This is a genomic window from Stenotrophomonas sp. 364 (assembly GCF_009832905.1).
GTDB lineage: Bacteria > Pseudomonadota > Gammaproteobacteria > Xanthomonadales > Xanthomonadaceae > Stenotrophomonas > Stenotrophomonas maltophilia_AP.
In genome coordinates this window covers 2,272,781-2,295,707 of the sequence record NZ_CP047135.1, presented here as the reverse complement: position 1 = coordinate 2,295,707, position 22,927 = coordinate 2,272,781, and the positions used below count along the sequence as shown (strand labels likewise).

The window sequence follows — 22,927 nt, the reverse complement described above, 5'->3', positions numbered from 1 at the left end:
CGCCCAGGCAGACGGCCTCAGTGCGGGCCGCCGCTGCCCCGGCCGTGTTGAGCGGGTAGAATGGCCGCATTGCCGTTCGTCGGCCGCCTTGGATCCGCGCGCCCATGCCGCCAGCCTCCCTGTCCAGGAAATCCCCGTTGCTCGCCGCCGAAGCCCATGCGGAGGGCTTTGTGCAGGTGCGCGAAGCGCGCCGCTCGGAGCTGGTGGAAGATTACGTGGAGCTCATCGCCGACCTGATTGCTGACGGCCGCGAGGCGCGCCAGGTGGATATCGCCACCCGGCTCGGCGTGGCGCAGCCGACCGTGGCCAAGGCGCTGAAGCGACTGGTCAAGGAGGGCTGGGCGGTGCAGCGGCCGTACCGGGGCGTGTTCCTGACCCCGGCCGGCGAGGCGCTCGCGGTGGAGATGCGCGCGCGGCACCAGACCGTGGAGAAATTTCTGCTGGCCCTGGGCGTGGACGCCGATTCGGCGCGACGTGACGCCGAAGGCATCGAGCACCATGTGAGCGAAGCGACCCTGGCCGCATTCGAGGCGTTCGTGCGCAAGGCCAACGGCCATGGTTGAGTACCTGCCCGCGCCGCCGCCGCTGGGTGTGCCGGTGCACGACCAGGACGAACACTGGATGCGCCACGCGCTGGCCCTGGCCGAGCGTGCCGAACGCCAGTTCAACGAGATTCCGGTGGGTGCACTGCTGGTCGGCGCCGACGGCCAGCTGCTGGGCGAAGGCTGGAACCTCAACATCGCCGACCATGATCCCAGCGCGCATGCCGAGATCGTGGCGATGCGCAGGGCGGGCCAGGCGATAGGCAATCACCGGTTGGTCGGCAGCACGCTGTATGTGACGTTGGAGCCGTGCGCGATGTGCGCCATGGCGATCGTGCATGCGCGCGTGGCACGCGTGGTGTACGCCGCCAGCGATCCCAAGACCGGCGCCTGTGGCAGCGTGTTCGACCTGCTGGGCGACGCGCGCCACAACCACCGCGTCGAGATCCATGGCGGCGTGCTGGCCAAGGATGCCAGCACCCGGCTGACCAACTACTTCCGCGCCAAGCGCGGCAAACCGCCGCTGCTGTTGGAATAACCGGCGCCATCCACGACGGGGCCACGACGCCGGGGCGGTATCATATCGGTCATTCTCATCCCGGCCGGCGCTGCGGCGCCGCCCCCTGCACAAGGCGTAGACATGGCTGACAACGGCGCAGAAGGCGAACGACTGATCTGGATCGACCTGGAAATGACCGGTCTGGATACCGACAACGACGCGATCATCGAGATTGCCACCGTGGTCACCGACGCGCAGTTGAACGTGCTTGCCGAAGGCCCCGAGTTCGCCATCCACCATCCGGTCGAGCGCCTGGAAGCGATGGACGAATGGAACCGCACCCAGCATCGCCGTTCAGGATTGTGGCAGCGCGTGGTCGACAGCCAGGTCACGCTGGGCCAGGCCGAAGCGCAGACGGTGAATTTCTTGGCGCAGTGGATCAAGGCCGGTGCCTCGCCGATGTGCGGCAACTCGATCTGCCAGGACCGCCGGTTCCTGCACCGCGAAATGCCGCGGCTGGAGAAGTACTTCCATTACCGCAACCTGGACGTGTCCACGGTGAAGGAGCTGGCCAAGCGCTGGGCGCCGAGCGTGGCGGCCGGGCTGACCAAGACCGCCAGCCATACCGCGCTGAGCGACGTGCACGACTCGATCGCCGAACTGCGCCATTACCGCCAGTTCATGGGCGCGCTGTCGGGCCTGCCGGGCTGACCGCCGCGCCTCGACGCGGGGCGCACATTTCGTTCAACCGCCCGGCGCTATGATCCGGGCCATGAACGCCATCTCCCGCATGCCACCCCCGCTGGACACTCAGATCCTGCCCACCTCGCAGGACTGGGCCGACCTGCAACGTGCCGTCACGCTGCTCGAGTCGCCCACGATCACCGCCAAGATGGCCAACCTGATCGGCTCGCCGCTGGAATTCGCGGTGAAGAAGCTGCCGAACGTGGTGTCCAAACGGATCCACGGGGCGGTCGAGGCCGCCCTGTTCAAATCCGCCCAGGCGGCGCTGTGGAGCATGGACAACACGCCCGGCAAGGCGGCGTCCACGCGCTGGCACAAGCTGGCGGCCGCCACCAGCGGGGCGGTCGGCGGGGCGTTCGGCTTCACCTCGCTGTTCATCGAGCTGCCGGTCTCCACCACCATCATGATGCGGTCGGTTGCCGATGTGGCGCGCAGCGAAGGCTTCGACCTGCGCGACCTCAGTACCCGGCACGCCTGCCTGGAGGTATTCGCGCTGGGCGGCAATGCCACCGGCGACGACGCCAGCGAGACCGGCTACTACATCACCCGCGGCTTCACCGCCGAAGTGATGCGGCACCTGTCGGCCGAACTGGCCGGGCGCGCCGCCAGCGGGGGCGGGGTGATGATCGGCCTGACCCCGAAGGAGGCCGGCAAGTGGCTGGCCAAGATCGTGGAGAAGGTGGCCGCGCGCTTTGGCGTGGTGGTCACCGAGAAGTTCGCCGCGCAGGCGGTGCCGATCATCGGCGCGGTCACCGGCGCCACGCTCAATACCATGTTCACCGATTACTACCAGGACATGGCGCGCGGCCACTTCATCGTGCGCCGGCTCGAGCGCACCTACGGCTATGAAACGGTGCGTGCGGCCTATTCAATGCTGGCCGGCCAGCGCGACTGAGCCTGCCGCGGCGGGGCGCGGCGGATCGTTGCGCTGGGGTCACAACTGTTTTGCCGTGGCCGCGCTGTTGCCGCTGCCTGCCAGCCCCCATCCTTCGGGCAGACCTGTTCCCAAGGATGATTGTCCATGTTGTTCACCCCCTACCGCCTGGGCGCGCTGACGCTGCCCAACCGTATCGTGATGCCGCCGATGACCCGCTCGCGCGCGGCCGACGGCAATGTCGCCACCCCGTTGATGGCCGACTACTACGCGCAGCGTGCGTCGGCCGGCCTGATCGTCAGCGAAGGCACCCAGATCAGCCCGCAGGGCCAGGGCTACGCCTGGACCCCGGGCATCCACGATGACGCGCAGATCGCCGGCTGGCGCGGCGTGACCGATGCCGTGCACGCCGCCGGTGGCCGCATCGTGGCCCAGCTCTGGCACGTCGGCCGCGTCTCGCATACCGCACTGCAGCCTGACGGTGCCGCGCCGGTCTCCTCGTCGGCGTTGCAGGCCGAGGGCGTCAAGGTATTCGTCGACCCGCAGGGCAGGGGTCCCCAGGGCGGGGTGGGCGAGATGGTGCAGCACTCGATGCCGCGCGCGCTGGCCATCGAGGAAATCCCCGGCATCGTGCGCGACTACGCGCTGGCGGCGCGCAACGCGATCGCCGCCGGGTTCGATGGCATTGAACTGCACGGCGCCAACGGCTACCTGATCAACCAGTTCATCGACTCGCAGGCCAACCAGCGCACTGACGCCTACGGTGGGTCGCTGCAGAACCGGCTGCGCTTCCTGCGTGAGGTGGTCGAGGCGGTGGCCGAGGAGATCGGCGCCGAGCGCGTCGGCGTGCGCCTGGCCCCGCTGACCACCCTGCAGGGCGCGGTGGACGATACCCCGCAGGCAACCTACCTGGCGGCCGCGCACCTGTTGGACAGCATCGGCGTGGGCTACCTGCACATCGCCGAAGCCGACTGGGAAGATGCACCGGTGATGCCGGTGGCATTCAAGGAAGCACTGCGCATGCTTTACCGGGGCACCTTGATCTATGCCGGCAAGTACACCGTTGACCGTGCCGAAGAGGCGCTGACCAGGGGCTGGGCCGACCTCATCGCCTTCGGCCGACCGTTCATCGCCAACCCCGACCTGCCCGAGCGCCTGCGCCAGAGCCTGCCGTTGAACGCCCCGGACAAGGCCACCTTCTTCGGCGGCGGCGCGGAAGGGTTCACCGACTACCCGGTGGCAGAAACCGCCGAAGCCTGAAGGCCCGCACCCAGCGGGGTAGAGCTGACCGTTGCGTAGAGCTGACCGTTGCGTAGAGCTGACCGTTGGTCAGCTGGCTTCCGATCCGGCGCCATGCAAATCGGCAGGATCCGCCACGCGATGCACTGCAGCCGACCAACGGTCGGCTCTACCCGGGATGTGTCCACGGGGCGCGGATGGACACCGCCCACGATCCACCGGGCGAGCGGAGCCGTGGGGTTCGCAACAACCTCGCCGAAGATCCATTCGGACGGACGAATCACCCGCGGACCATGGGGGTAGAGCTGACCGTTGGTCAGCTGCTCTCCGATCCGGCGCCATGCACATCGGCACGATCCGCCGCGCGATGCGCGGCAGCCGACCAACGGTCGGCTCTACCCGGGATGTGTCCGCGGGGCGCGGATGGACGCCGCCCACGATCCACCAAGCGAGCGGAGCGGTGGGGTTTGCAACGACGTCGCCCACGATCCATTCGGATGGACGAATCACCCGCGGTCCATAGGGGTAGAGCTGACCGTTGGTCAGCTGCCTTCCGATCCGGCGCCATGCACATCGGCACGATCCGCCGCGCGATGCACGGCAGCCGACCAACGGTCGGCTCTACCCAAGATGTGTCCACGGGGCGCGGATGGACACGGCCCACGATCCACCGGGCGAGCGGAGCGATGGGGTTCGCAACAACCTCGCCCGCGATCCATTCGGATGGACGAATCACCCGCGGTCCATGGGGTAGAGCTGACCGTTGGTCAGCTGCCTTCCGATCCGGCGCCATGCAAATCGGCAGGATCCGCCGCGCGATGCGCGGTAGCCGACCAACGGTCGGCTCTACCGGGGTAGGTCGTCGGTGGGCCAGCGGCACCATGCGTAGGGGTACTCACCGATCGCCTCCGCCAGACCGGCACGGACCGGGTTGGCGAGGATGTAGGTGGCTTGGCGTCTCAGGTCATCGTCCTTGCGTAGCGCGTGATCGAAATAGCCGGGCTGCCAGACCGGCCCGCTGCGGCCGAGGTGCCGATTGATGTGCAGGCTGCTGCGTGATTTGAAACGTTGCAGGCAGGCACCCAGGGTGCCCTGCCGCAACTGCATCAGCCAGTGCACGTGGTCCGGCATGACCGCCCACGCCAGGTTGCAGACGCGGTGCTCATGCTCCACGGCGTGCAGCACCTGCATGACGTGCACGGCCAGGTCGGGCTGGTGGAAGTGGCGTATACGCGCATGGGTGATGGTCGTCAGCGCGTACACGATGCCGATGCACGAATGGCGGCCGTAGTGGAGGCGTGGGCTGGGCATGCCTGCAGGGTGGCCGTTGGGTGCATGGGGTGGCTATCAGGTGATGTCCCATTTGGATGTGGGGGGACGGGGCGATGCAGCCGGAGCAGCCGACCAACGGTCGGCTCTACCCGGGATGTGTCCACGGGCTGCGGATGGATGCCGCCCGCGATCCACCGGGCGGGCCCAGCCGCCCGGGTTCGCAATGACATGGCCCAGATGGACAAATCGCCCACGGCCGTCGACGGGTAGAGCTGACCGTTGGTCAGCTGCCCTCCGATCCGACACCATGCATGCCGGAAGGATCCGCCGCGCCCTGCGCGGCAGCCGACCAACGGTCGGCTCTACCCGGGATGTGTCGACGGGCTGCGGATGGATGCCGCCCGCGATCCACCGGGCGGGCGCAGCCGCCCGGTGGATCGCAATGACACGGCCCAGATGGACAAATCGCCCACGGCCGCCGACGGGTAGAGCTGACCGTTGGTCAGCTGCCCTCCGATCCGATACCACGCCTATCGGCAGGCCGCGCTGTGGGCGGCAGCCGACCAACGGTCGGCTCTACCAAGGGCCACACAAAACAAAACCCCGCTTGCGCGGGGTTCTGTTTGCTGCCGGTCCTGCTGGATCAGCCCTTGGCTTTCAGCTTGGCCAGGCGCAGCCAGGTGTCGACCACGGTGTCCGGGTTCAGCGACACCGACTCGATGCCTTCCTGCATCAGCCATTCAGCCAGGTCCGGGTGATCGGACGGGCCCTGCCCGCAGATGCCCACGTACTTGCCCTTGGCGCGTGCAGACTTGATCGCCATCGACAGCAGCTTCTTCACCGCCGGGTTCCGCTCGTCGAACAGGTGCGCCACGATCGACGAATCGCGGTCAAGGCCCAGGGTCAGCTGGGTCAGGTCGTTGGAGCCGATCGAGAAGCCGTCGAAGATCTCCAGGAACTCATCGGCGAGCAGTGCGTTGGACGGCACTTCGCACATCATGATGATCTTCAGGCCGTTTTCGCCCTGCTTGAGGCCATTCTGTTCGAGCACCTCGACGACCTTGCGGCCTTCTTCCAGGGTGCGCACGAACGGAATCATGACCCACAGGTTCTCCAAGCCCATTTCGTTGCGCACGCGCAGCACGGCCTGGCATTCCAGCGCGAAGGCGGCCGAGAAGCTCGGGTCGACGTAACGGCTGGCGCCGCGGAAGCCGATCATCGGGTTCTCTTCGTGCGGCTCGTAGTTGCTGCCGCCGATCAGGTTGGCGTACTCGTTGGACTTGAAGTCCGACAGGCGCACGATCACCGGGTTGGGCGCAACCGACGCGGTCAGCGTGGCGATGCCTTCGGCCAGGCGACCGACGTAGAAGCTGACTGGATCGGCGTAACCGGCGATCTTCTCGTCGATCTTCTTCTTGGTCGCCGCGTCCTGTCGGTCGTATTCCAGCAGCGCGTTGGGATGGATGCCGATGTGGCTGGCAATGATCATCTCCAGGCGGGCCAGGCCGATGCCGGCGTTCGGCAGCTGGCCGAAGTCGAAGGCACGTTCCGGGTTGGCCACGTTCATCATGATCTTCAGCGGCGCCGGCGGCATGTTGCCCAGGTCCGTGGTGGTGCGCTCGAACTCGAGGATGCCGTCGTAGATGAAGCCGGTGTCACCCTCGGCGCAGCTCACGGTGACCTGCTGGCCATCCTGGATCAGCTGGGTGGCGTTGCCCGAGCCGACCACGGCGGGCACGCCCAGCTCACGGGCGATGATCGCCGCATGGCAGGTGCGCCCACCGCGGTTGGTCACGATGGCCGAGGCACGCTTCATCACCGGCTCCCAATCGGGGTCGGTCATGTCGGCAATCAGCACGTCGCCGGGCTGCACGCGGGCCATGTCGTCCAGGGACTTCACCACGCGGGCGGTACCGGCGCCGATCTTGGCGCCCACGGCGCGGCCTTCGGCCAGCACCTTGCCGTCCTTCTGGCTCAGCGCGAAACGTTCGATCTGGGTGGCATGGCCACGCGACTTCACCGTTTCCGGGCGCGCCTGCACGATGAACAGCTTGCCGCTCACGCCGTCCTTGGCCCACTCGATATCCATCGGGCGGCCGTAGTGCTTTTCGATGACCAGCGCCTGCTTGGACAGTTCCTGCACGTCCTCGTCGCTGATGGAGAAGACGTTGCGCTGCTCGGCCGGGGTGTCTTCGATGCGCACGCGCTCACCGGGGACATCCGAATACACCATGCGGATGGCCTTGCTGCCCAGCGAACGGCGCAGGATCGCCGGCTTGCCGGCGCTCAGGGTGGGCTTGTAGACGTAGAACTCGTCGGGGTTGACCGCACCCTGCACGACCATTTCGCCGAGGCCGAACGAGGAGGTGACAAACACCACGTCGCGGAAGCCGGACTCGGTGTCCAGGGTGAACAGCACGCCGGACGAACCCACGCCCGAGCGCACCATCAGCTGCACGCCCGAGGACAGGAACACGTCCTCGTGCTTGAAACCGTGGTGGACGCGGTAGGCGATGGCGCGGTCGTTGTACAGCGAGGCGAACACTTCCTTGACCTTCAGCACGACATCGTCGGCGCCGGTGACATTGAGGAAGGTTTCCTGCTGGCCGGCGAAGGAGGCATCGGGCAGGTCTTCGGCGGTGGCCGAGGAGCGCACCGCGACAGCCACGTCGCCGCCGCCGTTCTCGTCGCACAGCTTCTTGTAGGCGCTGCGGATGTCCTGGTCCAGCTGCGGCTGCAGCGGGGCGTCGATGACCCAACCGCGGATTTCCTTGCCCGCCTCGGTGAGCGCGGCGACATCTTCCACGTCCAGCGTGGCCAGCTTGTCGAAGATGCGCTTGGACAGATCGTTGTGCGCGATGAAGTCCTTGAAGGCTTCAGCGGTGGTTGCATACCCGCCGGGGACAGACACCCCCAGGCCGGCAAGATTGCCGATCATTTCGCCCAGCGACGAATTCTTGCCGCCTACGCGGGCCAGATCGGCCAAGCGCAGTTCGTGCAACCACAGGATATTCTCGTTCAAGCGCGATGCTCCGTTTGGCCATCGCCCGAGGCGGGCTTGGATGGCCACGTCCGTAGGAAGAAGCCGATATGATGCCGGGCAGACCGCTGTCGGCACAAGCTTGTATCGACGGCCTTTTTAAGCTTCGTAGGGGGTAAAAGCCGTATGTCGACGATCCGTCCGGTGTTCTACGTGTCCGATGGAACCGGTATCACCGCTGAAACCATTGGGCATAGCCTGCTGACCCAGTTCTCCGGGTTCAGCTTCATTACCGACCGGATGTCGTTCATCGATGATCCGGAAAAGGCCCGCGAAGCGTGTGAAAGGATCCGTGCAGCCGGGGAGCGCTACCAGGTCCGGCCCATCGTGGTCAGTTCCTGCGTGGACAGCGGACTAAGCATCATCCTGGCCGAAAGCGGCGGGTTGATGCTGGACGTGTTCGCCCCCTTCATCGAGCCGCTGGAGCGCGAGCTGGCGGTCAACCGCCACTCCCGGGTGGGCCAGGCGCACGGCATGGTGGACTTCGAGACCTACCACCGGCGCATCAACGCGATGAACTTCGCGCTGACCCACGATGACGGCATTGCCATCAACTACGACGACGCCGACGTGATCCTGGTGGCGGTGTCGCGGGCCGGCAAGACCCCCACCTGCATCTACCTGGCCCTGCATTACGGGGTGCGCGCGGCCAATTACCCGCTTACCGACGAAGACCTGGAGCAGGACCGCCTGCCGCCCCGGCTGCGCCCGTACCGCAAGAAGCTGTTCGGCCTGACCATCGACCCGGACCGCCTGCAGCAGATCCGCCAGGAGCGCCGCCCGAACTCGCGCTACGCCAACCTGGAAACCTGCAAGCGCGAAGTGGCCGCGGCCGAGACCATGTTCCGCATGGAACGGATCCCGACCCTGAGCACCACGCACACCTCGATCGAGGAGATTTCCAGCAAGGTGTTGACCACCCTGGGGCTGCAGCGCGAGCTGTATTGACCGGCGCGCCCCTTTGGCCGGGGCCTGGCCGCCCCCACGTTGAAGGATCAACGTGTAGGATCGACCCCATGGCCCAGGCAACGCCCCGCATCGAACGCATCCCCAGGCTCAGCCGCCTGAGCTGGCTGATGGGCCTGTACGCGGAAAACTACCAGCACCTGGTACGCCTCTTCGCACCGGCAGAACTGGTGGCCGGCAGCTACGTGTCGTCGGTGGGCGATGGGCTGGATGTCCGCCTGGACGTCATCGAGTGCCACCGCTACACGGTCGAACTGCGCCTGACCTACGACTTCGCCGACCCGGTCACCGGGCAGCCGGATCCGTCGGCCTACGTGCGGCTGTACCGTGACGCGCGGCAGGCCGAGACCACGCACTGTTACGTGGGGCGGCGCTGGCAGGACGTGGTGGGCATGTACCCGCCGCCGGCGGAATTGATCAGCCACCGCATGCGCATGAACACCTTCCTGGGCAAGTGGCTGGAGTATCTGGCCGAGCGCGGCCACGGCGTGGCAACCCTGCGCCGCGACGGCGACGCCCTGCCGGCCCCGGCCGACACCCAGCGCTCCCGCGTGGCCAGCTGAGCCAACCGCGCCGCGCCGATCGCGCATAATCGGGGTTTGTGCCTGTTGAGCCCCTGCCTCATGCCCTATACCCCGATCATGGCCACCCTCGGCTACGTGATTTCGCCCGACGGCACGCAAGCCCTGATGATCCACCGCAACGCCCGTCCGGGCGACCTGCACCTGGGCAAGTACAACGGCCTGGGCGGCAAGATGGAGCGCGACGAAGACGCCGCGGCCTGCATGCGCCGCGAGATCCGCGAGGAAGCCGGCATCGAGTGCGGCACCATGCGTCTGCGCGGCACCATCAGCTGGCCGGGCTTCGGCAAGCATGGCGAAGACTGGTTCGGGTTCGTGTTCGTGATCGACGATTTCACCGGCACGCCGCTCACCTCCAACCCGGAGGGCACCCTGGAATGGGTCGACCTGGACAAGTTGGACACGCTGCCCCTCTGGGAAGGCGACCGCAGCTTCCTGCCGCTGGTGTTCGGCGACGACCCGCGCGCCTTCCACGGGGTGATGCCCTACCGCGACGGCGCGATGCAGTCCTGGACCTACACCCGCCTGTAACCGCCACCCGTCACCCCGGTAGTGCCGGCCGCTGGCCGGCAACCCCGTGCCATCACCGCCGCGCCAGCAACAGATGGAAGTGCTTCTCCACCTGGCGCCCGTCATTGCTGGTGCCGGTTTCCCGGTGCGCACGCCACCCGCAGACCCGCAGCCCACTGCTGCGCAGGGCCAGCTCCACGTCGGCCAGCTCATGCAGGTGGAACCCATGGGCGGTGAAGGGCAGGGTGCGCATGAACGCCGCATCGCCGAACGCCAGGCACAGCCGGCCGCCGGGGCGCAGTACCCGGGCCAGTTCGGCCAGGGCCAGCGCGGGCTGTTCCCAGAAGTACAGGGTGTTCACTGACAGCGCCGCATCGATGCAGGCGTCGTCCAGATCCAGCGCCTGCACATCGCCCAGGCGCACGCTGGCGCGGTCGTGCAGGTCGGCGGCGGTCAGGCGGTCCTGCGCGGCATCGACCATGTCTGCCGACACTTCAATACCCAGATAGCGGCTGCATGGCGCGCGCAGCAGGTCAGCCGCGAAGGCCGCGTTGCCGGGGCCGATCTCCAGCACCTGTTCGCGCGCGGCGACGGCCAGCAGGGCGATGGCCGCCTGGTTCAGCGCGCCGTTGCTGCGGTTCATCGATTCGGCTATCGCCAGCGCATGGTCCCCATGCGGATGGCGCAGCTGGGCGGCAAGATGTTCGGGTGAAAGCACGCAGGCAACTCCTGTCGCAAGGGCGGGCAGGACGTAGCGGCGGCGGGGTCCACCCACCAGCATACCCGGGGACGGGCCACGGCGGGCACTGCCAGGCGGTGGCGGTGCTGCGCGCCGACCCTGTCAACAAGCCACGGGTGATCAACAAATAACCAGCGTCGCGTCTATTGAGACGGAGTTGTCCACAGGGGGTGTGGATGACTGGTGCGCAAGTTTGTGGATAAGCGCCGGCAGCCCCCGCCGGTTCTCGCTGTCAAGATGGGTGGCCAAAAATTCACCGCAGGTCGTTGTCCTGTGAAGGCCCTGCCACGGCGGTGCGCACCGTGCCCTGTCGCGGTGTGGCCCCTCGCGGTACTCTCTTGCGATTGCCGTCTACAGATCACCCATGAAACGTCATTTCTCGATGCTGCGCGAGTTCCACCTGGCGGACTGGTTCACCCTGGCCAACGCGTTCTGCGGCACCGGCGCGGTCTTTGCCGCCATGCGCTTCCTGCAGGATGGCGAGCGCAGCTACCTGTTGTTCGGCATGGCGTTGATCCCGCTGGCCTTCATCTTCGACGCGCTGGACGGTCGCATCGCGCGCTGGCGCAAGTCCAGCTCGACGCTGGGCCGCGAGCTGGATTCGCTGTCGGACATCATTTCCTTCGGCGTGGCCCCGGCCGCGCTGGCCTACGCCTGCGGTATGCAGGGCGGCTGGGACTGGCTGGTGCTGAGCTATTTCGTGTGCTGCGGGGTCAGCCGCCTGGCGCGCTACAACGTCACCGCCGAGGCGTTGGCGGGCGAGGGCGACAAGGTGCCGTACTTCGAAGGCACGCCCATTCCCACCAGCCTGGCGCTGGTGGTGGTGTTGGCGGTGGCCGCCAGCATGGGCGCGATCGGTCACGACCTGTGGCTGGGCCAGTGGCAGCTGGGTCCGTGGCAGCTGCACCCGATGGTGCTGTTGTTCGCCCTGTCCGGTTCGCTGATGATCAGCAAGACCCTGCGTATTCCCAAGCCATGAACCTGCGCCTGACCCTGTCATTGCCTCCGAACCTGCCCGGCCTGCCACAGGGAGCGCGCCGATGAGCACGGCCGGCAGCGGCGGCAACGCGGGCGACGTTGAAGCCCTGGCGCGGCAGTATTTCAGCGCCTGGGGCGATGCGTTGCGGCATGCCGCGGTGCCGCCCGGTGCGCCTGGCGCACAAGGCCCCGGGCAGGGCAGCTGGCAGCAGGCCATCGACTGGTGGGCGCAGATGATGCCCAGCGGCGGCAGCAGCCCGGCCGACGACGCGGTGCACCGCTTCCGCGAACAGGCCGGTGGCTGGTACGGCACCATGCAGCAGGTGGCCGCGCAGTTCGCCGGCCGCGATGCCAGCAGCGCCGATGTGGCCCAGGCCTGGAAGCAGGCCGTGGAGGGCCAGGGTGACGGGCTGCTGCAGTGGATGCTGCAGGGTGCGCGTGGCCACACCCAGGCCGGCGGCCCGGACCTGTTGAAGCTGCTGGAAACCCTGCAGCGCGACCTGGGCCCGTGGCTGCAGAGTCCGGCGTTCGGCCCGGGGCGCGAGCACCAGGCCCGCTGGCAGGCGCTGCTGCGCGCCCAGCAGGACTACCAGGCGCACTCGCGCGACTACGTGGACCAGATCAAGCAGGCGCTGGACGATGCGTTCAAGCTGTTCGAACAGCGCCTGGCCGAGCACGAGCAGCCGGGCAACCAGCTGACCAGCGCGCGGGCGATGTTCGACTTGTGGATCGAGGCGGCCGAAGAGGCGTACGCCAAGGTGGCGATGTCCGAGCCGTTCCAGCAGGTGTATGCCGAACTGGGCAACGCGCAGATGCGCCTGCGCGCGGCCACCCAACATGAGATCGAACGGGTGTGCGAGGCGATCGGCATGCCCACCCGCACCGAAATGGATGCCGCGCACCGCCGCATCACCGACCTGGAGCGGCTGGTACGCCGGATGGCCGCCAGCGCCGCGCCCGGGCCCGCACCGGCTGGGACGCCGAAAGCGGCGCCGCGCCCGCGCGCGCCACGCGGCGCTGCAGCGCCCACGCCTGGCCCGGTCAGGACGGCGGCCAAAGCGGCCAAGTCAACGGCGAAGAAGGCCGCATCGGCCCCCGCGAAAAAGACCGCACCCAAGGCGTCGGCCCGCAAGGCGGCCAAGCCGCGGAAGCGCACGCCATGAAAGGGCCGTTGGGCTTCAATGCCGAGGACCTGCTGCAGGAGACCCTGGCCATGCAGCGCAAGCTGCTGGACGGATTGACCCTGCTGCCCTCGGTGGAGGACGTGGACTACGGCGCCACCGCGCGCGAGGAAGTATGGCGCGACGGCAAGGTCGTGCTGTACCGCTTCGTCGGCGACGATGCGCCGGTCCAGCGCACGCCACTGCTGATCGTCTACGCGCTGGTCAACCGCCCGTACATGGTGGATCTGCAGGCCGACCGCTCGCTGGTGCAGCGCCTGCTCGCCCTCGGCCACGATGTGTACGTGCTGGACTGGGGCTACCCGGACCGCTCCGAGCGCTACCAAACGCTGGAGGACTACCTGCTGCGCTTCGTGGATGGTGCGGTGGACCAGCTGCAGGCGCGGTCGGGCGCACCGATCAACATGCTCGGCATCTGCCAGGGCGGGGTGTTCGCGCTGTGCTACGCGGCGCTGCGCCAGCACAAACTGGCGAACCTGATCACCATGGTCACCCCGGTCGATTTCCAGACCCCCGACAACATGCTGTCGCATTGGGCGCGGCAGGTGGACGTGGACCTGCTGGTGGACACGCTGGGCAACATCCCGGCCGACCTGATGAATGCCAGCTACCTGATGCTCAAGCCGTTCCGGCTCAACGTGCAGAAATACGTGGGCCTGCTCGACATCCTGGACGACAAGGCCGCGTTGCAGGATTTCCTGCGCATGGAAAAGTGGATCTTCGATTCGCCCGACCTCGCCGGCGAAACCTTCCGTGATTTCATCAAGCAGTTCTACCAGGGCAACGGCCTGATGCACGACGGCATCCGGATCGGCGACGACACCGTCCAGCTGTCGCAGGTGACGCTGCCGGTGCTGAACATCTACGCCGAGCAGGACCACCTCGTGCCGCCGGATGCATCACGCGCGATGCGCGGCCGGATCGGCAGCGCCGACTACACCGAAAGCAGTTTCCGTGGCGGCCACATCGGCATTTACGTGTCGGGTCGCGCCCAGCGCGAAGTTCCCGGTACGATCACCGATTGGTTGAAGGAACGTTCCGCATGAACCATCGCCTCCGCGCAGCCCTGGCTCTGGCCCTCATCATCCCCGGCAGTGCGCTGGCCGCCCCGAGCGATACCGCCCGCCGCGAGATCGCCGGCCTGATCGGTGCGCTGGATGGCTCCAGCTGCCGCTTCCAGCGCAATGGCAGCTGGCACGACGCCGCCGAGGCGCGTGCGCACCTGCAGCGCAAGTACGACTACCTGCTCAAGAAGGACAAGGTGGACACTGCCGAGCAGTTCATCGAGCGTGCCGCCAGCCAGAGCAGCATGAGCGGCAAGCCCTACCGGATTGCCTGCCCGGGCCAGCCCGAGCAGACCGCTGCGGTATGGTTCGGCGCGCGCCTGAAGGCCCTGCGCCAACGCACCCTGTAGACACCGCCCGCGTTACAGTCCGCCATCCCGCCCGGAGACCGCTGCCATGAACGCCACGCCCCGCACGCTGTCGCGCTCGCTCAACGACCGCATGATCGCCGGGGTGATGGGCGGCATCGCGCACCGTTTCGGCTGGAGTTCCACCCTGGTGCGGGTGCTGTTCGTACTGGTCTCGGTGCTGTCGGCGGCCTTCCCGGGCATCCTGGTCTACCTGATCCTGTGGCTGTTGATCCCCAACGAGGCCGATTGAGCCTGCCATCGCTGGCGCTGCGCGTCCTGCAGGGGCTGGGCGCGCTGTGGACTGCGCCCAACACCCTGATCGGTCTGATCGGCGGCCTAACCGGGATGGTGGCCGGCGCGCGCCCGTCCTGGAACCGGCGCGACCTGGCCATCGTGTTCCGTGACTGGCCGTGGGGGCCGGGCGGGGCGATCACGCTGGGCAACGTCATCCTGCACACCGGGCCGGTGCTGGACGTGGCCTGCCGCACCTACGCCCACCAGGCCGGGTACTGCACCGAGCCGGTGATCGGCCTGCATGATCACGAGCGCGCGCATGTCTTCCAGTACCTGGTGCTCGGCCCGCTGTATCTGCCGGTATACCTGGCCTGTGGTGGAGTGAGCGCGCGGAACCCGTTTGAACGCGCGGCGGACGTGTATGCCATGACCGGCCGCGGCTGGTGGCCCGGCATCGGGTAACGGGCCGCGCCACGCGTTACTTCAGCGTTAAATCAATGTGAATAAAACGTCGTGCAACGCGACGTCATCTGCATGCAAACAAAGGTTATTAGCCTGCATGACGAACCAGTCAGGTTCCCCACGTTAAACTGGTGTCCGTTGTAATTGCACGATGCGTCACAGGAGGAACACATCACATGGCAATCGTTCTTTATGTCGGTGGTAGCAAGGATGGCGACAAGGGCCTGGTCCCCCACGGCTTCAGCAAGTCCCGGGCCGATACCGACACCGGGCCGGAGATCTACACCGAGCGGTTCATGGAACTGCAGGGAATCGGCAAAATCCGGGTAATGGCATTGGAATCCCTGCGCGACGACATCGTCCACCAGCGCACCGCCCAGCATTACCGCTGAAGCACCGCAGAGCCGGGCTCTGCCCGGCTGCACATATTCCAACCGCCGTAGAGCCGGGCTCTGCCCGGCTGCACATATCCCGACCGCCGTAGAGCCGGGCTCTGCCCGGCTGCGCGCACCAGTGGCCACCACCACCGTGGGTGATGCGATTGCCCCGCGTAGCCGGGCAGCGCGAGGCCACCACGGCCGACAGGTTCGCTCCCCGCTGTCAACGCCTTCCCCCCGTCGCCCTGCGTTGCCACAATCGGGACTTTCCGTACTGCGGCTCCGGCCGGAAGCAATGCCTGACATCAAGCTCGCCCAGCAGATCGCCCAGACCATCGCCGATGAAATCGGTGCCCAGCCTGCCCAGGCGCGTGCCGCCATCGCCCTGTTGGACGAAGGCGCCAGCGTCCCGTTTATTGCCCGCTACCGCAAGGAAGTCACCGGCGGCCTGGACGACACCCAGCTGCGCAACCTGGAAACCCGCCTGACCTACCTGCGCGAGCTGGAAGACCGCCGCGCCGCCGTGCTGTCCAGCATCGACGAACAGGGCAAGCTCACCGACGAACTGCGCAACGAGATCCTCGGCGCCGACACCAAGTCGCGCCTGGAAGATCTGTACCTGCCGTACAAGCCCAAGCGCCGCACCCGCGCCCAGATCGCGCGTGAAGCCGGGCTGGAGCCGCTCGCCGATGGCCTGCTGGCCGATCCGAGCCTGGATCCGCAGGTGTTCGGCGCCACCTTCGTTGATCCCGACAAGGGCGTGGCCGACACCAAGGCCGCACTCGAAGGCGCCCGCGCGATCCTGATGGAGCGCTGGGGCGAAGACGCCGCGCTGGTCGGCGAGCTGCGCAGCTGGCTGGGCGAAGACGGGGTCATCCGTGCCCGCGTCGCCGAGGGCAAGGAAGAGCAGGGCGCCAAGTACCGCGACTATTTCGAACACGCCGAATCGCTGGCGAAGATCCCCTCGCACCGGCTGCTGGCGCTGTTCCGCGCGCGCCGCGAGGAAATCCTGTTCCTGGAACTGGACCCCGGCACCGACGCCGAAGCGGGCCACGTGTATGCCGAAGGCCGCGTGGCCTACAAGGCAGGCATCGCCGACGCCGGCCGACCCGGCGACCGCTGGCTGCTCGACGCCTGCCGCCTGACCTGGCGCGCCAAGCTGCACATGCACCTGCTGCTGGACCTGTTCAACCAGGCCCGCGAGAAGGCCGAAGCTGAAGCGATCGCGGTGTTCGGCGACAACCTCAAGGACCTGCTGCTGGCCGCGCCGGCCGGGCCCAAGAGCGTGCTCGGACTGGACCCGGGCATCCGCACCGGCTGCAAGATCGCCGTGGTCGATGCCACCGGCAAGCTAGTGGCCACCGACACCATCTACCCGCACGAACCGCGCCGGCAGTGGGACCAGTCGCTGCAGACGATCAAGCAGCTGTGCCTCAAGCACAACGTGGAACTGATCGCGATCGGCAATGGCACCGCCAGCCGCGAAACCGACAAGCTGGCCGGGGAGGCCATCAAGGCACTCGGCGACAGCAAACTGCAGAAGATCGTCGTCAGCGAAGCCGGCGCGTCGGTGTACTCGGCCTCCGAATTCGCCGCCAAGGAGTTCCCGGACCTGGACGTGTCGATCCGCGGCGCGGTTTCGATTGCCCGTCGCCTGCAGGATCCGCTGGCCGAGCTGGTCAAGATCGAACCCAAGGCGATCGGCGTGGGCCAGTACCAGCACGACGTGGACCAGTACCGCCTGGCGCGCGCGTTGGATGCGCGGGTCGAAGACTGCGTCAACGCGGTCGGCGTAGAGGTCAACACTGCCTCGGCCGCGCTGCTGTCGCGCGTGTCCGGGTTGTCGGCCACGGTGGCCGAGAACATCGTGCGTCATCGCGACGAGAACGGCCCGTTCAAGCGCCGCAAGGACCTGCTCAAGGTGCCGCGCCTGGGCGACAAGACCTTCGAACAGTGCGCCGGCTTCCTGCGCATCGCCGATGGCGACCAGCCGCTGGATGCGTCCTCGGTGCATCCGGAAGCCTATCCGGTGGTGGAGCGCATCGTGGCCGCCACCGCACGCCCGATCAAGGCATTGATCGGTGATGGCAGCTTCCTGCGCGGACTGAAGGCCGAGCAGTTCACCGACGCCACCTTCGGTGTGCCGACCGTGCGCGACATCCTCAAGGAACTGGAAAAGCCCGGCCGCGATCCGCGCCCGGAATTCAAGGCGGCGCGCTTTGCCGAGGGCGTGGAAGAGCTCAAGCACCTGCAGCCGGGCATGATCCTGGAAGGCGTGGTCAGCAACGTCGCCGCGTTCGGCGCGTTCGTCGACATCGGCGTGCACCAGGATGGCCTGATCCACATCTCGGCGCTGTCGGACACCTACGTCAAGGACCCGCGTGACGTGGTCAAGGCCGGCGACATCGTCAAGGTGAAGGTGCTGGAGGTGGACGTGGCGCGCAAGCGCATCGCCCTGACCCGGCGCCTGGACGACACCCCGGCCCCGGCCAAGGCCCCCGGCGAGCGCGATGCCCGGCCTGCCGGTGGCGGGCGCCGCGACGGCGGTGGCCAGCGCAATGGTGGCCGCGGGGCCGCCCCCGGCCCGCGACCGTGCAGTGCCGCGCCGCCGGCCAACAACGCCCTGGCCGACGCCTTCGCCCGCGCCAAACGCGGCGGCTGAACCGGCCTGGATCCACCCGCCAGGGGCCGCCGCGTGCGGCCCTTGGCGTGTGTGGCGGGCAGGGCACTTCTGGTTTCACTTCCCGTTGTTCACACTTCCCCTCAAATGCCCGTAGGCTGGGCACGCGCCGGGGAGGCCACATGACAACGCACCAGGCAGGGCCAGAAGTTCGGGCGGGGCCAGATGCCATAAGGCGCGGCATCCGGCTGCGTGCGTGGCCGTGGGCATGAGCCACGATCCGGCCGGCACCGCGCACGCCGCCGACGCGGCGTTGCGTGACATCACCGAGCGCCACCGTCGCCTGCAGATGATCATCGACGGCACCGGTGCCGGCACCTGGGAATGGAATGTCCAGGACGGCCGGATGTGGGTCAACGAACGCTGGGCGCAGATCGTCGGCTATACCCGTGACGAACTGGCCCCGATTACCCCCGACACCTTCTTCCGGCTGGTCCACCCCGACGACCTGGCCCAGTCCAACACGCTGCTGCGCGAACACCTGGAAGGGCGCTCGCCGCACTACGACAGCCTGTGCCGCATGCGCCACAAGGACGGCCACTGGATCTGGGTACAGGATCGCGGGCGCGTCCACGAGTGGGACGCGCAGGGACGGCCGATCTGGATGGCCGGCGCGCATGCCGATGTCACCGACCTGCAGAACGCGCGGCAGGACGCGGCCAACATGCGCCAGCGCCTGCAGGCGGTGGTGGATGCTTCAGATGAAGTGGCGGTGATCGCCACCGACATCGACGGCGTGGTCAACCTGTTCAACAGCGGCGCGCAGAAACTGCTGGGCTACACGCCCGACGAGGTGATCGGGCGGGTCACCCCGGGCCTGTTCCATGACCCGGATGAAATGATGGAGTACCTGCGGCCCCAGGCCGATGCCGACGGGCGCGTACCTACCGTGTTCGAGGCGCTCACCGCGCATGCGGCGGAGGGTACCTGGTCGCACCAGTGGACATACGTGCGCAAGGATGGCGAGCGCCGCCAGGTGCGGCTGTCGATCAGTCCACTGGATGCCAGCGGCGGTCATCGGATCGGCTACGTCGGCATGGCCGTGGACATTACCCCGCTTCTGGAAGTCCGCGAGCAGGCCTACCTGGCCGCCGAGAAATTCGCCGGTGCGTTCTCTTCCGCCGCGCTCGGCATGGCGCTGGTGTCGCTGGAAGGGCGCTGGCTGGACGTCAACGAAGCGCTGTGCGGCATCCTGGGCTACACCCGCGCCGAACTGCTGGCGGTCGACTTCCAGACCCTGACCCACGCGGACGATCTCAATACCGACCTGGCGCTGGTGGCCGACCTGCTCAACGGGCGGCGCGACCACTACCACATGGACAAGCGGTACGTAGGCAAGCGCGGCAACATCGTGTGGGGCCGGCTGTCGGTGTCGCTGGTGCGCTCGGAGCATGGCGAGCCACTGCATTTCGTGTCGCAGATCCAGGACGTCACGGCGCAACGCCAGAGCAGCCTGCAACTGCGCGAATCCGAGCAGCGCACCCGCGTCACCCTGGATGCGGTGGCGGACATGGTGCTGACCCTGGATCTGCAGGGGCTGATCCAATACGCCAACGCTGCGGCCACCCGCGCGCTTGCCGGGGAGGGCGCCTCGCCCCTGGCCGGTGGCCAGGTCCAGGACGTGATGGAGCTGACCACCGAATACGCGCCGCGCTCGCCGCTGGACATCGCCGTGCTGCTCGACCCGGAGAGCAACGCGGTGGACCTGCATTCGGACCTGCTGCTCTCGGTGGGCGCGCAGCTGCTGCCCGTGGACCTTACCCGTGCGTGGCTGCGCGCCGAAGACGGGCAGGTGGGCGGTGCGGTCTGGGTGATCCGCGATGTGACCCAGCAGCGTGCCCGCCAGCGTGAAGCGCGCCACCTGGCCGAGGTCGACCCATTGACCGAACTGAGCAACCGGCGCGGGTTCGAAGCCCATCTGCAGCAGGCCATCACCCGCGTCGCGCGGACCGGGCAGTCGGCCTCGCTGATGTTCATCGACCTGGACAACTTCAAGCCGGTCAATGACAGCCATGGCCACCTCGCCGGCGATGCCATGCTCTGGGCGGTGGCCAACGTGCTGCGCCACGGCGTGCGCGATTCGGACATCGTGGCGCGGCTGGGCGGCGACGAGTTCGCGGTGATCCTGGCCGGCTGCTCGCTCAAGCGCGCACGCCGCATCGCCAGCGACCTGCTGGACGGCGTGCGCACCCTGACCATCCCGTGGGACCTGCAACGGCTCAGCGTCGGCGCCAGCATCGGCATCGCCTCGATCGGCGGCAGCATGAGCGTGGACGACGCGGTGGCCGCTGCCGATGCGCAGTGCTACCGGGCCAAGGCGCTGGGCAAGAACAACGTCCAGGTCGAAACCGCGCAGATGGAGGGCCTGGATCCCCTCGACACCGGCGAAACCACCGAAGGTGGCGAGGGTTGAACCTGCTGGGATCCGGGCCACGCCAGTCTCCGGAAGGGCTAAAGGTTCATCGGGTCGGGTCGATACCGTCTAGGGCAACGCGACCAGGGCGGGGCCAGGTTGGACATTGGCTGCGCTCCCTTTGCGGCCCCCGATCGCGTGACTTTGCAACATGCCGTCTGCACGCCGCAGTACCGCCGTTGTATTAGCCGCTGGAGCGACGTCATGCACGGCTGACGTCTGCGCAAGTCCCCAAGCCAATGATGTGCCGGCGGGTTGCTCCCCGTCGGATCCCAATCGCCAACGGGCACCGAGGATCACGATGATGCTTACTTCAGGTATGCACGCGCATGTGCAAGGACGTACCGACGCCGCTTCCCGCCCTTCACTGTGGCAGGCCCTGAAAGCCAGCGTGATCGCGCCCGCCCAGGCACGCCAGTCGGCCACCGCCGCCACCCAGCGACGCCAATGCGAGCTGGAAGCCCAGGTGGCTGCCCTGCACCGGGTGCAGGCGGTCATCGAGTTCGACCTGGACGGCACCATCCTGCAGGCCAACGACAACTTCCTGCAGACCCTGGGCTACCGGCTGGATGAAATCCAGGGCCGGCACCACGCCATGTTCGTCGACCCGGCCCTTGCGCAGAGCCAGGAGTACCGCGACTTCTGGGCGCGGCTCGGGCGCGGCGAATTCGACGCCGGCCAGTACCGCCGGCTGGGCAAGGGCGGCCGCGAGATCTGGATCCAGGCGTCCTACAACCCGGTGCTGGACGGCAACGGGCGTCCCTACAAGGTGGTGAAGTTCGCCACAGACATCACCGCGCAGATGCAGCAGGCGGCCGATTTCTCCGGCCAGCTGGCGGCCATCAACAAGTCGCAGGCGGTGATCGAGTTCAGCCTGGACGGGCGCATCCTCTCGGCCAACGACAACTTCCTGGCCACCACCGGGTACACGCTGGATGAAGTGCGTGGCCAGCACCACGCCATGTTCGTTGAACCCGACTACCGACAGAGCGCGGAGTACCGCCAGTTCTGGGAAAAGCTGGGCCGTGGCGAGTATGACGCAGGCCAGTATCGCCGCTTCGGCAAGGGCAGCCGCGAGGTGTGGATCCAGGCGTCGTACAACCCGATCCTGGACATGAGCGGCCGCCCGTTCAAAGTGGTCAAGTACGCCACCGACATCACCGCCCAGGTGCGTGACAGCCTGGCCATGCAGCAGGCCGTGGCCCAGACCCGCGAGGTGGTGGCCGCAGCCAAGGGTGGCGACCTCACCGGGCATATCGCCACTGAGGACAAGAACGGCCCGATCGCCGAGCTGTGCGAGGGCATCAATGCACTGGTGGAGGCGATGGCGGCGATCATCGCGCAGATCAAGTTCGCTGCCGACACCATCGCGGTGGGCGCCAGCGAGATTGCCGAAGGCAACAGCGACCTGTCGGTGCGCACCGAACAGCAGGCCGCATCGCTGGAAGAAACCGCGGTCTCGATGAAGGGTCTGACCGCCACCGTGCAGCAGACCGCGACCAACGCCCGTCAGGCCAGCGAACTGGCCAGCGGCGCGGTGGACGTGGCCGCGCAGGGCGGCCATGTCGTGCACGAAGTGGTGTGTACGATGGCGCTGATCAACGAGTCGTCGCGTCGGATCGTGGACATCATCGCGGTCATCGACGGCATCGCCTTCCAGACCAACATCCTGGCGCTCAACGCGGCGGTGGAAGCGGCGCGGGCCGGTGAGCATGGCCGTGGCTTTGCGGTGGTTGCCTCGGAGATCCGGTCGCTGTCGCAGCGTTCGGCGGGCGCGGCCAAGGAGATCAAGCAGTTGATCGCCGATTCGGTGGAGAAGGTCGGCGCCGGCACCGGCCAGGTCGAGAGCGCCGGGCGCACCATGGACGAGATCGTGGTCAACGTGAAGCGGGTCAGTGCGTTGATCAGCGAGATCAGTGCGGTGGCCCAGCAGCAGAGCGAGAGCATCGGGCAGATTCACCAGGCGGTCGACCACATCGACGAAGGCACGCAGCAGAATGCCGCGCTGGTGGAAGAGGCATCCGCCGCCGCGCGCAGCATGGAAGAGCAGGCCACCCAGTTGCTGCACACAGTGGCGGCGTTCCGGGTGGAGGCGACCAGGGGGGCGGCCCGCCCCAGCCCCGGGCAGCCCACGTTGCGGGTAGTGTGAGCTGGGCGGCGCCGGGCTCATGAACACAAAACG

At 67.6% G+C, this 22,927-nt stretch carries 21 protein-coding genes; 18 read left to right on the top strand and 3 right to left on the bottom strand.

Annotated elements, in window-relative coordinates; all coding sequences use genetic code 11:
• The first annotated feature begins 104 nt into the window (after positions 1-104).
• The 5 genes from mntR (at position 105) to GQ674_RS10505 (ending at position 3,919) form a co-directional block, all read left to right on the top strand.
• The gene (gene mntR / locus GQ674_RS10525) at positions 105-563 is read left to right on the top strand and encodes a manganese-binding transcriptional regulator MntR (protein WP_038687850.1); all 459 of its coding nucleotides are present in this window, start codon (positions 105-107) and stop codon (positions 561-563) included.
• On the top strand, positions 556-1,080 hold the full coding sequence (gene tadA, locus GQ674_RS10520) for a tRNA adenosine(34) deaminase TadA (RefSeq protein ID WP_159497025.1): 525 nt from the start codon (positions 556-558) through the stop codon (positions 1,078-1,080). Before mntR ends, tadA begins: the two co-directional genes overlap by 8 nt.
• Before the next feature lie 102 nt (positions 1,081-1,182).
• Positions 1,183-1,752, top strand: coding sequence for an oligoribonuclease (orn, locus tag GQ674_RS10515; RefSeq protein WP_038687851.1), 570 nt, complete (start codon positions 1,183-1,185; stop codon positions 1,750-1,752).
• Positions 1,753-1,813: 61 nt separating this feature from the next.
• The gene (locus GQ674_RS10510) at positions 1,814-2,680 is read left to right on the top strand and encodes an EcsC family protein (protein WP_236546258.1); all 867 of its coding nucleotides are present in this window, start codon (positions 1,814-1,816) and stop codon (positions 2,678-2,680) included.
• 126 nt (positions 2,681-2,806) lie between these two features.
• Positions 2,807-3,919 carry an alkene reductase gene (locus GQ674_RS10505; RefSeq protein ID WP_159497024.1) on the top strand — a complete coding sequence of 371 codons (1,113 nt, stop codon included), beginning with the start codon at positions 2,807-2,809 and terminating at the stop codon, positions 3,917-3,919.
• An 825-nt stretch (positions 3,920-4,744) separates the two neighbouring features.
• Here GQ674_RS10505 and GQ674_RS10500 read toward each other — a convergent pair.
• Together GQ674_RS10500 and ppsA are read right to left on the bottom strand one after the other, a co-directional pair.
• A complete protein-coding gene (locus tag GQ674_RS10500; RefSeq protein WP_159497023.1) occupies positions 4,745-5,209 on the bottom strand; it encodes a transposase in 465 nt (154 codons plus the stop codon).
• A 604-nt stretch (positions 5,210-5,813) separates the two neighbouring features.
• The gene (ppsA, locus tag GQ674_RS10495; protein ID WP_159497022.1) at positions 5,814-8,192 is read right to left on the bottom strand and encodes a phosphoenolpyruvate synthase; all 2,379 of its coding nucleotides are present in this window, start codon (positions 8,190-8,192) and stop codon (positions 5,814-5,816) included.
• A gap of 144 nt (positions 8,193-8,336) precedes the next feature.
• Between ppsA and GQ674_RS10490 the strand changes: the two genes are divergently transcribed.
• From GQ674_RS10490 to GQ674_RS10480, 3 genes are all read left to right on the top strand, one after another.
• Positions 8,337-9,158 (top strand): pyruvate, water dikinase regulatory protein, encoded by an 822-nt coding sequence (locus GQ674_RS10490; protein WP_038687857.1) that lies wholly within the window; start codon positions 8,337-8,339, stop codon positions 9,156-9,158.
• Between the two features lie 68 nt (positions 9,159-9,226).
• Complete coding sequence (locus GQ674_RS10485) at positions 9,227-9,739, top strand: DUF1249 domain-containing protein (protein WP_128096178.1); 513 nt, start codon at positions 9,227-9,229, stop codon at positions 9,737-9,739.
• Positions 9,740-9,799: 60 nt separating this feature from the next.
• The gene (locus GQ674_RS10480) at positions 9,800-10,288 is read left to right on the top strand and encodes an 8-oxo-dGTP diphosphatase (protein ID WP_128096194.1); all 489 of its coding nucleotides are present in this window, start codon (positions 9,800-9,802) and stop codon (positions 10,286-10,288) included.
• 52 nt (positions 10,289-10,340) lie between these two features.
• Here the strand turns inward: GQ674_RS10480 and GQ674_RS10475 are convergent, their stop codons facing one another.
• Entirely contained in the window at positions 10,341-10,985 is a 645-nt protein-coding gene (locus GQ674_RS10475; protein ID WP_236546257.1) for a class I SAM-dependent methyltransferase, read from the bottom strand.
• 385 nt (positions 10,986-11,370) lie between these two features.
• Here GQ674_RS10475 and GQ674_RS10470 point away from each other — a divergent pair, with 385 nt between their 5' ends.
• The 10 genes from GQ674_RS10470 to GQ674_RS10425 all read left to right on the top strand — a co-directional run bounded on the left by GQ674_RS10470 (position 11,371) and on the right by GQ674_RS10425 (position 22,894).
• Entirely contained in the window at positions 11,371-11,985 is a 615-nt protein-coding gene (locus tag GQ674_RS10470; RefSeq protein ID WP_128096180.1) for a phosphatidylcholine/phosphatidylserine synthase, read from the top strand.
• Between the two features lie 61 nt (positions 11,986-12,046).
• Positions 12,047-13,147: a class III poly(R)-hydroxyalkanoic acid synthase subunit PhaE gene (gene phaE, locus GQ674_RS10465; protein ID WP_159497020.1), complete on the top strand. Its 1,101-nt coding sequence runs from the start codon at positions 12,047-12,049 to the stop codon at positions 13,145-13,147.
• Positions 13,144-14,211: a class III poly(R)-hydroxyalkanoic acid synthase subunit PhaC gene (gene phaC / locus GQ674_RS10460; protein WP_159497019.1), complete on the top strand. Its 1,068-nt coding sequence runs from the start codon at positions 13,144-13,146 to the stop codon at positions 14,209-14,211. The genes phaE and phaC overlap by 4 nt, the downstream gene beginning before the upstream one ends.
• Entirely contained in the window at positions 14,208-14,579 is a 372-nt protein-coding gene (locus GQ674_RS10455; protein ID WP_159497018.1) for a YfeK family protein, read from the top strand. The genes phaC and GQ674_RS10455 overlap by 4 nt, the downstream gene beginning before the upstream one ends.
• A gap of 46 nt (positions 14,580-14,625) precedes the next feature.
• Positions 14,626-14,829, top strand: a complete 204-nt coding sequence (locus GQ674_RS10450) for a PspC domain-containing protein (RefSeq protein WP_128096184.1) — start codon at positions 14,626-14,628, stop codon at positions 14,827-14,829.
• Positions 14,826-15,275 carry a hypothetical protein gene (locus GQ674_RS10445; protein ID WP_159497017.1) on the top strand — a complete coding sequence of 150 codons (450 nt, stop codon included), beginning with the start codon at positions 14,826-14,828 and terminating at the stop codon, positions 15,273-15,275. The genes GQ674_RS10450 and GQ674_RS10445 overlap by 4 nt, the downstream gene beginning before the upstream one ends.
• Before the next feature lie 176 nt (positions 15,276-15,451).
• Entirely contained in the window at positions 15,452-15,667 is a 216-nt protein-coding gene (locus GQ674_RS10440; RefSeq protein ID WP_128096186.1) for a hypothetical protein, read from the top strand.
• Positions 15,668-15,947: 280 nt separating this feature from the next.
• A complete protein-coding gene (locus tag GQ674_RS10435) occupies positions 15,948-18,314 on the top strand; it encodes a Tex family protein (protein ID WP_159497016.1) in 2,367 nt (788 codons plus the stop codon).
• A 226-nt stretch (positions 18,315-18,540) separates the two neighbouring features.
• On the top strand, positions 18,541-20,745 hold the full coding sequence (locus GQ674_RS10430; RefSeq protein ID WP_159497015.1) for a PAS domain S-box protein: 2,205 nt from the start codon (positions 18,541-18,543) through the stop codon (positions 20,743-20,745).
• Between the two features lie 319 nt (positions 20,746-21,064).
• Complete coding sequence (locus GQ674_RS10425; protein ID WP_159499388.1) at positions 21,065-22,894, top strand: methyl-accepting chemotaxis protein; 1,830 nt, start codon at positions 21,065-21,067, stop codon at positions 22,892-22,894.
• Positions 22,895-22,927: the final 33 nt, after the last annotated feature.